We start from the raw sequence: 13606 nt of genomic DNA, 5'->3' as shown, positions 1-13606 counted from the left end.
ACGACAAAAAATTATGCGAATCACGACCAAGTGTATTGGCTCGTCTTTAATTGTCGGAGGACTGGTTGTTTCTACTCTAGTTGGTGGTGACATCTTCATTAGGAAATCTGAAACTACAGCCCAAGACACCCAAACCAAAAATGCTCAGGCTTTAACTACTATTTTGCGAATTAATGTTGCCTTAAATAATCAGGTAGCAGCGCTTAAAGATATGATTTTGCTGAGGCGTGATGCGGTAAATCTGCTGAAATACCAAGATGCATTATCGGCATTTATCACTAATTTATCTGAACTAGAAAATTTAAATCCAGGTGTGGCTTCAGAGTTAAATAAAATTCGCGATCGCCATCATCTTTTAGCTGAGGTAGTCACAGAACTCACGAATCAATCACAAATCGATAAACCTTTAGAGTTAGCTCAATCACAGCAAGATTTTCGCGTGATTAATGCTTTTTCTCGTGATATTGAACTATATTTAAATGTCTTAACTCAGAAACTCCAACAACACTATGCGCTAGACAAGCAAGAATTTGAGCATTTCAAACAGAATACTCAACTTGCAAGACAAATCATTATCTTGTCTATTCTGCTAATTTTTATCGGGCAGTTATTACTGATTCTCTTACCAGTAACTCGCTCAATTCAACAGCTACAACAGGGAGCAGTAATTCTTGGCAATGGCAATCTAGAGTATCGCCTAAATATCAAGACGCAAGATGAAATTGAAGAATTAGCAGATGCATTTAACCAAATGTCTGCAACTTTAGCTGCATCTTATCGCTCTCTGGAATTAAAGAAAGAACTTGCCGATAGAGCAAATCGTGCTAAAAGTGAGTTTTTAGCTAATATGAGCCACGAATTGCGAACTCCGTTGAACGGTATTTTAGGTTATGCTCAAATTCTCCAACGAGATATCAGCATCACAACTAAACAGCGCGATGGCTTAAGGATTATTCACCAATGTGGCTCACATCTTTTAACATTAATTAATGATATTTTAGATTTATCTAAAATCGAAGCTCAGAAAATGGAACTTTATTGTCATGATTTCCATTTTCCAGCATTTCTTCAAAGTGTTGTAGAAATTTGCCGCATTCGTGCAGAACAAAAAGGTATCTCATTTATTTATCAACCATCTCACGATTTGCCAACAGCTATATCTGCAGATGAAAAAAGGTTACGACAAGTATTAATTAATTTATTGAGTAATGCTATTAAATTCACTGAAACAGGAGGTGTACAGTTTACTGTTACTGTATTAGAAAAATCAACATTAACTACAAAAATTCGCTGCCAAGTTAGTGACACAGGAATTGGTATAAGCCAAGCACAAATAGAGAAAATATTTTTACCTTTTGAGCAAGCTGGAGATACTCACAAACAATCTGAAGGTACTGGTTTAGGTTTGGCTATTAGCCAAAAAATTGTCAAATTAATGGGCAGTAAAATTCAGGTAAAAAGTGAATTAAATCAAGGTAGTAGCTTTTGGATGGATTTGGATTTACAGGAATCATTAGACTGGATGCAATCAGCCAGAATGATAGCCGACGATAAAATTGTTGGCATTGCTAATGGTAAGCGGAAATTATTAATTGTCGATGATAAATGGGAAAATCGTTCTGTAATTGTCAATTTGCTTCAAGAAATTGGATTTGAAATTGCAGAAGCAACTAATGGTGAGCAAGCCTTAGAAAAGGCTTGTCAATTTTTACCAGATTTAATAATTACAGACTTAACTATGCCTGTAATGGATGGCTTTGAATTGACACGTCGTCTCCGGATGTTACCTGAGTTTGAAAATTTAACAATTATTGTTTCATCTGCTAGCGTATTTGAGTCTGACGAACATAAAAGTATAGGAGTTGGTGCAGATGATTTTCTGCCTAAACCTGTGCAGATGGAAGATTTATTTTTGAAGTTACAGCAGTACTTACAAGTTGAGTGGATTTATGAGTCGCTACAGTCAAAAGAAGCTGTAGAAGTGATACCTGTGAATCCTCCAATTTCAGTCAATAAATTAATTACAATTCCATCTGCAGAAGTTGAGCAACTTTTTGAATTAGCGATGAGAGGAAATATTAAGGGTATTCGTGAGCAAGCAGAAAAGCTTAAACAATTAGATGAAAAATTTATACCCTTTGCTCAAGAGTTACTGCAACTGGCAAAAAGCTTTCAAATCGACAAAATCAAAGAGTTTATTCAGCTATATCGAGGAGAACAAAAATGAGTTTAGCAATTGTGGAAATAGGGGTAATTTTGATTGTTGATGATAACCCCAATAATTTAGAAGTTTTATCAGAAGCCTTGATGGATACAGGCTGGGAAATCTTAGTGGCTGTGAATGGTGAAGGTGCGATCGCCCAAGCTGAATATGCTCACCCTGATATTATTCTCTTAGATGTGATGATGCCGGGAATTGATGGATTTACCACCTGCGATCGCTTAAAATCAAATCCCATAACGGCTGATATTCCCATTATCTTTATGACGGCTCTTTCAGAAACTGTCAATAAAGTTAAAGGCTTAAATTTGGGAGCGGTAGACTATATTACCAAACCATGTGATCAACAAGAAGTATTAGCACGTGTGCAAACTCATTTAAAAATTCGTCATCTCACCAAGCAACTGCAAACTCAAAATCAGCAACTGCAACAAGAAGTAGCAGAACGTCTGTTAGCAGAAGCGAAATTACAAAGCCTGACTCAAGATTTAGAACAACGGGTAGAAGAAAGAACATCTCAACTTTCTCATGCTTTATCTCATCTCCAGCAAACTCAGGTAAACCTGGTACAACGAGAAAAAATGTCTGCTTTAGGTGAATTAGTCGCCGGAATTGCTCATGAAATTAATAATCCTGTCAACTTTATTTTAGGAAATCTTGGTCACGCTTCCGAATATACTCAAAGTTTTATTGAATTATTAAATCTCTATCAAAAATATTATCCCGAACCAGTCGATGAAATAGCCGATAAAATCGATGAAATCGACTTGAATTATTTGATATGCGACTTTCCAGAAATTATTTTATCGATGCATAAAGGCACAAAGCGCATGGCGCAAATGATTCGCGCCCTGAGACATTTTTCTCGCCGCGATGATGCAAGCGCTGAACCCACAAATATTCATGAAGGTATCGACAGTACATTATTAATTTTGCAATATCGCCTCAAAGCTAATCCAGAACGTCCAGCCATTCAAATAATTAAAGAATATAATACCCTACCGCTAGTAGAATGTTTTCCTGGCCCCTTAAACCAAGTATTTATGAATATCCTTGCTAATGCTATTGATGCCATAGAAGAGTCATTTGCCAAAAGCAATTCTTCATTGGTAGAGTACACAGGAAAAATTACAATTCGTACTAGCGTAATAGAACAACGTTCAGTAGTAATTATTCAAATTGCTGACAATGGCATTGGTATGACACAAGCAGTTCAACAAGGTTTATCTGAACCAATGTTTACCACCAAACCTGTTGGTAAAGGAACCGGATTAGGTTTGTCTATTAGTCGGCAAATTATTGAAGAACAACATCAAGGAGCAATTTCATTTGTATCTGAACTAGGAAAAGGTACAGAATTTTCCATTGAAATTCCTTTGGTGAGAAGTTAGGTGTTTGGTAATTGGTAATGGGTAATTGGTAATGGGTAATTGGTAATGGGTAATTGGTAATTGGTAATTGGTGTTTGGTAATGGGTAATGGGTAATGGGTAATGGGTAATTGGTAATTGGTAATGGGTAATTGGTAATTGGTAATTGGTGTTTGTGAGAGGGGATGGCAAACAGTCTATTCTTTTGAATTGTGAATTGTTTTGTCTCCCTCATCTCCCTCATCTCCCTCATCCCCAATCCCCAGTCCCCAATCCCCAATCCCCAATCCCCAGTCCCCAGCCCCCAATCCCCAATCCCCTCACGCTCCTTCAATGGCTGCTACAACACCAAAGATTAAAAATAAGCAGCCGCCAATTAAAGTTATTTGACGTTCTGAGATGCGTCCCGCAATTATTTTGCCACCAATGACTGCGATCGCAGCACAAATGGCATGTCCTAATACTGCACCTACAGTCACCCCAATGGGATTATTACCTGCTGCTAGGGCAATGGTAGCGATTTGTGTGCGATCGCCCCACTCTGCCATAAATGTTAAGGTAAAGGCTTCGATTAAAATTGCCAGTGGGGTTTTGCGTTTGGGTAGTTGTAAATCTGCTTGCTTTACCGCAGCTTCTGCTTCTTCTACAACTTCCGTATCACAAGCCTTTGACATTTTACTACCTTGATATAGCAGCTTTAGACCAAAGGCGATAAACAACGCGATTTCGGCATAATGAATATAAATTTTGGGCAACAAAGATATTGTTTGTCCCAAAACCACCGAAAGAATTGTCATTGCAGCTAAAGCGGCTGTCACCCCCAAGAAGACTAAGCGTCGTGGGTGACGCATTGACAAAATCACGGCGATAAAAAATGTTTTATCCCCTAACTCGGAAATTGTAATTAGTAACAAACCTGCGGTAAAAGCTGTTAGCACTCTTTCAAGCTCCTGAAAATCGTTTACTGCGATGGAGCTTGATGAGAACCAAAAGACCTCACCAAGCTCCACCCTTTTGGGTGTGAACTCGGTGAAGGTCTCGCTACCAAATACTTGATACTTGTCATCTGAACCAGGCTCATCGCCAGTATGTTGACTCAGATGGGCTGGCTTTTCATGCCAGCAGCTACTCCCCTTCTATATCAATCTGAATTGTATATTTGTCTTCGGAAAGAGTCAAGATAATGTGCGATCGCTTGAAATCAATTTTTAATGGGGACTGGGGACTGGGGAATATGAGGGAGATGAGGGAGATGAGGGAGATGAGGAAGAAATTTCCATTACCAATTCAATGCCCAATGCCCAATGCCCAATGCCCAATGCCCTATTCCACAACCTCATTCACAGGGAATCTATCAATTAACTGCATAGCGCGGTAAGCATTGCGTTGCAGTGAATCGGGTAAATTCGGCACATGGGGAATTTGAGATAATAAATCCAAAGTCCGGCGTAATATTCTGACCACATCACCTTCATCTAAGGTCGTATTTTCACATAGTTCTGTCCACTCAATTCCCAGCGCCCATTGTTCTACTAGGGCAATTAACTCAAACTCTAACCATATAGGTAACGCCACATTATAACGCCGTTGGATTTGGAACATCTGGCGGCGAATTCCCCGCAGTTTTGCTAAAGCATCTACAACTTGATTGCTGAGATCAAACCGCACTTTGCTATCGGGGCGAGGAGTTTCTGTCACTAACGCTGCAGCTGCGGCGGCTAAATGGTGCGGATCTAAATTATTGAATTCACCACTAGCTAATACCAAACCTAGCCACAATTCATTTTCTCCCCGGATAGCCGCAGCAACTTGCCCTAATGCTGTGGGTACTAAGTTATCTAAACAGCCAAAATGCTGCAAAATTTCAATTAAATTGAGAAACTCTTCCCAGTGATGTTGGGATTGTTGCTCTACTTGCTCTTGCAATAGTTGCAGTTCGGCTTCTAGTTCTACATAACGTGCCCGACGTTTGAAAATAGCGCCAGCATTACCCGATTGATACACAGGATGGGCTTCTAATTGCTCCTGTACAGCAGTTACACGGCTGAGTTGTTCTGCAACTTCTGGAGCCATATATAAAGATTCCTCTGGTTGCGGAATTCTTTGGGCTATGGCTGCTGTTTGTGCGTCACCACGCCATATCTGTCCTGGTTTAAACACTAGTTCCGGTGGTGGCAAAATCTCCGGTGGAATATCAATTCGTGGTAGTTCGGCATACAAATCCACGATATCTTCGGTTGTGCCTACATACCATCGATTATCTCGTCCTAAGCAAACTAAGTAAGGAGTTTGCTCACCAGAAGTTTTACCAATTAACACGGCTGTAATTGGTGTGGGAACTGTGATGTTTTTGCCCTTGATACTCAACATTGTCCCGGAGACAGCAAAGCCCAACATCATGGCTAATTGTTCTTGTCTGTCTTCCTGTGCTTGCTGTTGTAGAGTTTTTAATAATTGCCGTTCTACTTTCAGCCGTTGGCGCAATTTCTCATACACAGCCAGTTCATTTTCATCTACTGCGGCAATTTGCTCCTGCAGTTGGTTTAATTGGGCTTGCAGTTCGGCAATCTCATCGTAATTTGGTTGTAAATGCAGAGTCGCCATGTACTGGCCAAAACTGCGTTCGATGAGTTCTCTGGTTTCGTCCAATGTATGGGTTTGCAGTAGGTTCAGTACCATCCCATAGCTGGGGGTAAACTGGCTAACTAGAGGATCTGGTTTGGAGGTTGCTAAATATGCCGCTTCTTTGGAACCTTCAAAGGGGGTTTGGACTGTAACTACATGACCTTGTAAATCCATACCACGCCGACCAGCGCGTCCTGCCATTTGCAAGAATTCGGAAGCGTTTAATAGGCGATGTCCGGTGTCGGTACGCTTGGAAAGGGTGGAAATTACAGTGGTACGGGCGGGCATATTAATTCCCGCTGCTAGTGTTTCGGTGGCAAATACAACCTTAATTAGCCCTTGCTGGAATAGTTCTTCTACTAGCACTTTCCAGGCAGGTAAAATTCCAGCATGGTGAGCCGCAATGCCGCGATAGAGAGGCGCAATTTGTCCCGAACGTCCCGCTTCCGGGTTGCGGCTTAAAAAGTCATCAATTTGGCGGCGTAAGATTTGGGATTCATCATTATTTACCAGCCATAAATCACCCACCTCTGCCACAGCTTTATCACATCCCCGCCGACTGAAGATAAAGTAAATGGCGGGTAGCATATCCCGTTGCTGTAGCTGATTCAATGTATAAATTATGCTGGGAGCTTCTGGCCTACCACCTTTGCCTTTGTCTGCTGGTCGCCTTTTTCCCCTATTAGCTAGGCGGGGGTTAATTTTGTTTTTACTGTCGTTGAGTAGGGGGAACAATCCTTTGGGATTGCAAAAATGAAATTCTAAAGGTACGGGGCGAAAATCGGAGTAAATCAGGTCAGTGGGCCCGTGAACGCGATTTAGCCAATCGGTGAGCTGATCGCTATTGGCAACCGTTGCCGACAGCGCCACCAATTGCACTTCCCGGGGACAATAAATAATCGATTCTTCCCAAACAGTTCCGCGTTGGCGATCGTTCATGTAGTGGCACTCATCTAATACCACCGCTTCCACATCTACTAAAGATACGCCAACTTGCCCTATGGGTGTGCCATAGAGCATATTACGGAAAATTTCTGTAGTCATCACCACAATCGGCGCATCCCTGTTAATGGAGGCATCTCCAGTTAACAGACCGACCTGTTCAGACCCAAATTTTTCGCGGAAATCACGTAACTTTTGATTCGACAGCGCCTTTAAAGGAGTAGTGTAAAATACGCGCTTACCTCGCGCCAGAGCACGATAAATAGCATATTCACCCACCAACGTTTTGCCCGATCCTGTAGGCGCACAAACGACTACAGAACGACCAGCATTGAGGGACGCGATCGCATCTTTTTGGAATTGATCTAGATGAAAAGGAAATATTGACTCTAGGTCAACTTCTTGGGACGGTGCGGGATAGTTCACTCAATCAAATTTGCAACCAGACTGTCTACTATATTAACGGCTATTTTGTCAACTTTGGAATGGGGTATGGGGGATTGGGCATTGGGCATGGGGCATGGGGCATTGGGCATTGGGCATTGGGCATTGGGCATTGGGCATTGGGTAATGGGTAATGGGTAATGGGTAATGGGTAATGGGTAATGGGTAATGGGTAATGGGTAATAGGGATTTGTTATTTGTTCTGTCTCCCTCATCCTCCTCATCTTCCTCATCTCCCTCATCTCCCTCATCTCCCTCATCTTCCTCATCCCAGTCCCCAGTCCCCAGTCCCCAATCCCCAACCCCTCACTTCCCCAATTCCTGCGATCGCTCTGTGGCGGCTCTCACTGCTTCGATTAAGGCGGAACGGAATGCGCCTTTTTCTAGTTGGGCGATACCAGCTATTGTGGTACCACCGGGGCTGGTAACTCTATCTTTGAGTTCTGCGGGGTGCATTTTGCTCTCGTGTAAGAGTGTGGCGGTTCCGAGGACTGTTTGTAGGGCTAGTTGATTGGCGATCGCTCTGGGTAACCCTGCGGCTACTCCGCCGTCAGCAAGTGCTTCTACCATCAAGGCTACGTAAGCCGGGCCGCTTCCGGATAGTCCTGTGACTGCATCCATTAAGTATTCTGAAACTTCTACCACTTCTCCCACGGCGGCAAATATTTGCTGGGCTATTTGGTGATGTTTGGGGTTGGTGTAAGCACCTGAGCAAATTGCTGTCATTCCTGCGCCGACTGTGGCGGGTGTATTGGGCATGGCTCTAATGACTGGTAAGCTAGGAAATGCAGCTTCTAGCTGACTTAAAGGCACACCTGCCAAAATAGAAATTAATAGGGGTGAGTGTTCAGTAATTTTCAGGTCGATCATCTCTGCTACTTCTTGGGCGATCGCACTGAACACTTGCGGTTTCACAGCCAATAATACAACTTCCTGAGTTTGCTCTAAAATCAGGCGATTATCGGTAGTTACCGCCACGTTATATTGTTGTTTTAAAAAATTCTGGCGCGCAGGTTGGGGTTCGCTAACTATAACTTCTGATGGTTGATAAATTTCACGCGCAATAAGGCGGGATAATAGCGCTTCTCCCATTACCCCGCCACCAATTAAACCAAATTTAATAGTCATTAATTAGTCAAATAACCAATAGTCAATACTTTATGAGTCCAGAGTCAAAAGTCAAAATAAGGCAAAAGTTAAAAGGCAAAATAAATATTAAATTTATCTTTCTTTTTACTTTTTACTTTTTACTTTTTACTTTTGACCTTGACCCTTGACTACTTTACCTTTATTGTGCTGCCATCCGGTTAACTTCATTGCCCCATGCTGGAGTAGGAGTTGTTGTCCGAGGACGTGCGGGTGGTTGTGGTACTTCGTGAATAACTCCGCCATGAGTGCTAACTTGCACACAGCTGGGTGTAAACAAAAAGATACTTTCTCCAATACGTTCTTGATGTCCATCTAATGCGTATGTACCACCTGCTACAAAATCTACCGCCCGTTGAGCTTGGTCGGGATCCATAATTGTTAAATTTAATACTACTGATTTGCGCTCGCGCAAAGCTTGAATAGCTTGAGGCATTTCTTCAAATGTGCGTGGCTCAAGTACTAATACTTCCGAAATTCCGTTAATTGCTCCTGGCATACCTATCACATTCCCCATTGATTTTGACCCTGTCGCTACGTCATTACCCATTGTAGGCATGGGTTCCCGCCAACGTCGATTTGGCGCAGCAGGTTCTTGGGGTGCCGGTTGGGGATTCTCTTCTTGATAGAGATTTTGGTAGCTTTCGGTTTCTGGTTCTTCTTCGTAGTATTCGTATTCTACTTGTTCATTTAGTCCAACAAAGTCTCTTAGTTTAGAAAATATATTGTTCATTGTGTACGCTCCTGGTGCAATTTAGCTTTATTTTTACCTGACTATAAATCAATGTAGCTAGCTTTGATCGCTACATGGATGCCTTATTCAGCAATTTTAGTACTAGAGGTAGTTTCTACTACAGGCTTAGGTGCAGAACAGATGTTGTTGACTGCATCTGCATGATTACCTAAACGCGATAATGAGTCAAGATTATATACTAATGTTTCTCCGAATGAAAGTTAATTTCCACCCCATTTTTCGGGGATCAAACTTGTGGCAAAACTATATCTTTTGTTACTTATTGCAATGGTCTCTTTGAGAAGTCTTCTCAAAAACGGCTGAAAGCTTCTGATACCAATACTTACAAGTTATTAACTAATATTCTTATATCTGCTCAGTGCGATCGCCAAACAAGATGGTTCCTAACCTTACCATCGTTGCTCCTGCTTGTACGGCTAGGTGATAATCACCAGACATCCCCATCGACAAGTGCTGCATCTCAATGTGTGACCAGTGTTGATCTCTAATGGTTTTTGCCAGGTCGCGAGTAGTATTAAATACATTTAAAATTTCCGCTTCATTTAATCCTAAAGGCGGAATTGTCATTAAACCTTGAATATGTAAATTTTTATATTGATTAATTACGGATAAGTCATTTAACAGTTGTGGTATAGTCCAGCCGCCTTTGTTGGGATCGGGAAGAATTTTAACTTGCAGACAGACATTAGGAGTTACCCCTAATTGTTCTGCTATTTGATCCAAGCGCTGTGCTAACTGCAAATTATCAACAGAGTGAATCCAGGAAAATTGTTCTAGGGCTTTTTTGGCTTTGTTGCTTTGCAAATGCCCAATAAAGTGCCAGGTAATATCGCTTAAATCTTGTAATTGAGCTTGCTTTTTCGCGGCTTCTTGAATCCGGCTTTCGGCAAAATCGCGGATTCCTGCGGCGTATGCAGAGCGCATCATTTCCGCCGACACTGTTTTGCTAACTGCAATCAACCGTACCGAGGAAGGTAGGGAGGAGCTAATTTTGGTAATACGTTCGCCAATTGAACTAGTCACTTCGCTGCGATCGGAATTCACAATTCACAATCCAAAATTCAAAATTAACGATCCCCTACATTACAGCAGTTTCTAGGTCTAGCAAAGTGCTGAGTTGAAGAGACGCGATTCATTGCGAGTTGGAGAGACGCGATGAATATTGGTGTCAACTTAAGCTAAAAGCGATATAGGGCGGGCGTTGTACAAATACCTCACGCCCTCATCCCCTAACCCCTTCTCCCCCTGGAGAAGCTACGGTGTACACAGAAGTCTTGAAATCCTACCTGGAAGGGAGTTTTAAACTCAGATAAAAATCGCTCAAAACCTGTCATTGCGAGCGAAGCGTTCGCGTAGCGTCTCGAAGAGAAGCAATAAGAGCACCAAGCGATTGCTTCGTCGTTCCTCCTCGCAATGACGATTTCAGGGGCTTGAAATCCCTGAAACGTATGCGGAGAGTACTTGTGTGTACACCGTAGCTCACTGAGGGAGAGGGGCTGGGGGTGAGGGCGAAACCTTTGCACAAAGCGGGTTTCACGTTAAGTAACCACGCAAAATTAATTACAGTCATTGCGAGCGCAGCAAAGCAATCTCAACCCTTGCGATTGCTTCATTACGCTCCGCTCCATTCGCAATGACATTGTGTAATTAATTTTGTTTAACTACTTAAGTTGACACGTATGCGCGATGAATCGCGTTTGTACAAGAGTGAAGATTAGCTCCCCTGCTCCCCTGCTCCCCTGCTCCCCTGCTCCCTATTGGAATGTGCGTTGGAAAACACCGTGAAGCAGATCGTACTCCTGAGAATGCCCGGTGCGACGCAGAGTACGCAAGCGATTTTCCAACATCATTCTGGCTTCGGTGCGGCCTATGGGCTGAAATTTTATACCTTTGATGTCATTTGTTACCAAAAAAAATAAACGTTGGGCATAAAGTGTAGTGAACAAATCCTGGGTCTCGTCAACCATACAGATTCTGTAAAGGAGACCCCAAGTTGGATGATTTATGTAAGTTTCTGAGTTTTCTGAATTCATTTAGTGGTCAAGGTAAGCGTCTATTTTTTATATCTTTCCGCAGTTTTAGTACAAACATTCAGACGATGATACACCGCTTTCGTGAGAATATTTGTGCAAATTTACGCGAAATACAACAATGTTTGCTGTAGAGTGGTGTTTGCCAAGCCCTTGATCTAGTGTTTTTAAGGCAGTATTGAAGCTAGTAGCGCTACGCGAAACTCAAAATTAAGGCACCAAAAAGTTGATTAAATAAGCTTTTCGCTAATTTTGAGTTGCTAGTTTGGTGTTTGCGCCTGCTGTACTAGTAGGGGACAACAACAAGAGTAATGGCAAGTTCGCCTAGGAAACCTACATTCAGGTGCTATGTAGGGTAAGGCTCAGAAAATATCAGCCATTTTATCTCCTGTAAAGAACGACCAAGGGATACGTCATGCAAGGTTTCTCAAGATAAAATTCAGCCCTTAGACTTCTGTGTGCATAAACCTCTTTTAATGCTGCCATAATTTTCGCCTGTTGGCACACAATCGCCAAGGGTACACTATTGATGATTTAGCATATTCAGTGCTACCAATTGTGCCTGAGCTTTGTGCAGAGATTCATACCATTCTCGCTCAGGATCACTATCAGCGACAATACCTGCGCCAACTTGTCCCCAAACGATGTTGAGTTGGGAGTGCTGAGTGCTGAGTGCTGAGTGGGGAGTTGTGAGTGCTGAGTGAGGAGTTGGGAGTGCTGAGTTAATATCATTTTCGCTGCTCCCCTGTTCCCCTGGGGCTTTTGCTAATAAGAGGGTGCGAATTAAAATATTTAAGTCTAAGTTGCCTCGCCAATCTAAATAACCGCAGGAACCGTAGAATAAACTACGCCGTACTGGTTCCAGTTCTTCAATAATTTCCATGCAACGAACTTTGGGACACCCTGTAATTGTGCCACCAGGGAAGAGGGCGCGAATTAAATCGATAGCGGTGCGATCGCTCTTTAAGTTGCCTTTAACATTACTAACAAGATGCATCACGTGGCTATAGCGCTCAATTGTTAGCAATTCATCAACACAGACAGTTCCCCATTCACAAACTCGCCCTAAGTCGTTGCGTTCCAAATCCACTAGCATGATGTGTTCGGCGCGTTCTTTGGTGTTACTCAGCAATTCTTGTGCTAGCTGAATGTCTTGTTCTGGCGTGATCCCCCGCGATCGCGTCCCGGCGATTGGTCGAGTTTCGGCTTGGCCGTTTTGCAATAATACTAGCCTTTCTGGTGAACAGCTCATTACTTCTCCCCAAGGTGTTTGCCAATAACTAGCGAAAGGAGAAGGATTGATTTGCTGCAATGTTTGATAAATTGACCAACCAGAAGCGTTTGTGGTGGCTTCAAATCGCAATGACAAATTTGCTTGAAAAATGTCTCCCGCCTGAATATATTTTTTCGCTTGGTTAACGGCTGTCTCGTAATCTGATTGTGATGTGTGGAAGCGGGGGGAAATAGCGTAATTTGAAATTTTGCGATTGTTTTCTACGGATTCCTGATGGAGAATTGCGGCTTTTTTAGCTAATTTTTCTTGTAAATCATCGAGTTGACTCTCATCGCTAGCCGCTAGCCAAAGAGTTTGTTCGGCGTGATCCAAAATGGCGAAACAATCTGGTTCATACCAAAAAGCTACAGGAAACGGCAAGCGATCGCATTTATTTTGCGGTAGTTGTTCAATTTCCCAAGCTATGTCATAACCCAACCATCCCAGCCAACCGCCGGTGAAGGGGAGGTGAGGGGGGGATGAGGGGGAAATTATTTGTTGTCCGATTCCTCTGGTTTGTAGTAAATCGGATAAAAAGGGTAGAACTTTTCCTAGTGTGGGTGTCCACATTTGGGGGACACCATTGATAATGCGAGGTGCGCCGGCACAAATAGAATAGCGATTGAGTTGGGGATGGTTTTTTGGGGTGGGGTAGGTGCTTTCTAGTAGGGTGGCGATTTCAGAGTTATTATTGGGGCGAAACAGAGCCGCGAATACTTCGGAACCAGTACGATTTTTTAAAGGAAGCGATCGCCAATACCAAGGGTGGGTCATCATAAATTACTAATTCGTAATTCGTAAT

General features: G+C 42.5%; 11 protein-coding genes. 2 read left to right on the top strand and 9 right to left on the bottom strand.

Translation table 11 applies throughout. The features are described from left to right. The first annotated feature begins 13 nt into the window (after positions 1 to 13). Complete coding sequence (locus HGR01_RS25200) at positions 14 to 2227, top strand: ATP-binding protein (protein ID WP_045873096.1); 2214 nt, start codon at positions 14 to 16, stop codon at positions 2225 to 2227. After that, the gene (locus tag HGR01_RS25195) at positions 2224 to 3612 is read left to right on the top strand and encodes a response regulator (RefSeq protein ID WP_045873097.1); all 1389 of its coding nucleotides are present in this window, start codon (positions 2224 to 2226) and stop codon (positions 3610 to 3612) included. Before HGR01_RS25200 ends, HGR01_RS25195 begins: the two co-directional genes overlap by 4 nt. On the opposite strand, the gene HGR01_RS25190 is transcribed toward HGR01_RS25195, so the two are convergent. The 9 genes from HGR01_RS25190 to HGR01_RS25150 form a co-directional block, all read right to left on the bottom strand. Then, positions 3609 to 3782, bottom strand: a complete 174-nt coding sequence (locus HGR01_RS25190; protein WP_045873098.1) for a hypothetical protein — start codon at positions 3780 to 3782, stop codon at positions 3609 to 3611. The two genes, HGR01_RS25195 and HGR01_RS25190, sit on opposite strands and share 4 nt — an antisense overlap. A gap of 128 nt (positions 3783 to 3910) precedes the next feature. Then, the gene (locus HGR01_RS25185; protein WP_045873099.1) at positions 3911 to 4528 is read right to left on the bottom strand and encodes a TMEM165/GDT1 family protein; all 618 of its coding nucleotides are present in this window, start codon (positions 4526 to 4528) and stop codon (positions 3911 to 3913) included. A 385-nt stretch (positions 4529 to 4913) separates the two neighbouring features. Next, complete coding sequence (locus tag HGR01_RS25180) at positions 4914 to 7583, bottom strand: DEAD/DEAH box helicase (protein ID WP_045873100.1); 2670 nt, start codon at positions 7581 to 7583, stop codon at positions 4914 to 4916. Next, complete coding sequence (locus HGR01_RS25175) at positions 7580 to 7903, bottom strand: hypothetical protein (protein WP_168161024.1); 324 nt, start codon at positions 7901 to 7903, stop codon at positions 7580 to 7582. The genes HGR01_RS25180 and HGR01_RS25175 overlap by 4 nt, the downstream gene beginning before the upstream one ends. A 4-nt stretch (positions 7904 to 7907) precedes the next feature. Then, positions 7908 to 8729 (bottom strand): pyrroline-5-carboxylate reductase, encoded by an 822-nt coding sequence (gene proC, locus HGR01_RS25170; RefSeq protein WP_045873101.1) that lies wholly within the window; start codon positions 8727 to 8729, stop codon positions 7908 to 7910. Between the two features lie 160 nt (positions 8730 to 8889). After that, positions 8890 to 9480, bottom strand: a complete 591-nt coding sequence (locus HGR01_RS25165; protein WP_045873102.1) for a cell division protein SepF — start codon at positions 9478 to 9480, stop codon at positions 8890 to 8892. A gap of 366 nt (positions 9481 to 9846) precedes the next feature. Next, complete coding sequence (locus HGR01_RS25160; RefSeq protein WP_045873243.1) at positions 9847 to 10524, bottom strand: YggS family pyridoxal phosphate-dependent enzyme; 678 nt, start codon at positions 10522 to 10524, stop codon at positions 9847 to 9849. 731 nt (positions 10525 to 11255) lie between these two features. After that, the gene (gene pipX, locus HGR01_RS25155; RefSeq protein ID WP_045873103.1) at positions 11256 to 11534 is read right to left on the bottom strand and encodes a transcriptional coactivator PipX; all 279 of its coding nucleotides are present in this window, start codon (positions 11532 to 11534) and stop codon (positions 11256 to 11258) included. A gap of 520 nt (positions 11535 to 12054) precedes the next feature. Then, the gene (locus HGR01_RS25150) at positions 12055 to 13578 is read right to left on the bottom strand and encodes an anthranilate synthase component I (protein WP_045873244.1); all 1524 of its coding nucleotides are present in this window, start codon (positions 13576 to 13578) and stop codon (positions 12055 to 12057) included. Positions 13579 to 13606 lie beyond the last annotated feature (28 nt).

It is taken from the genome of Tolypothrix sp. PCC 7712 (assembly GCF_025860405.1).
GTDB classification, from domain to species: Bacteria; Cyanobacteriota; Cyanobacteriia; order Cyanobacteriales; family Nostocaceae; genus Aulosira; species Aulosira diplosiphon.
Note: the sequence above shows the minus strand (reverse complement) of the source record. Positions and strands in the feature narration are given on the sequence as shown.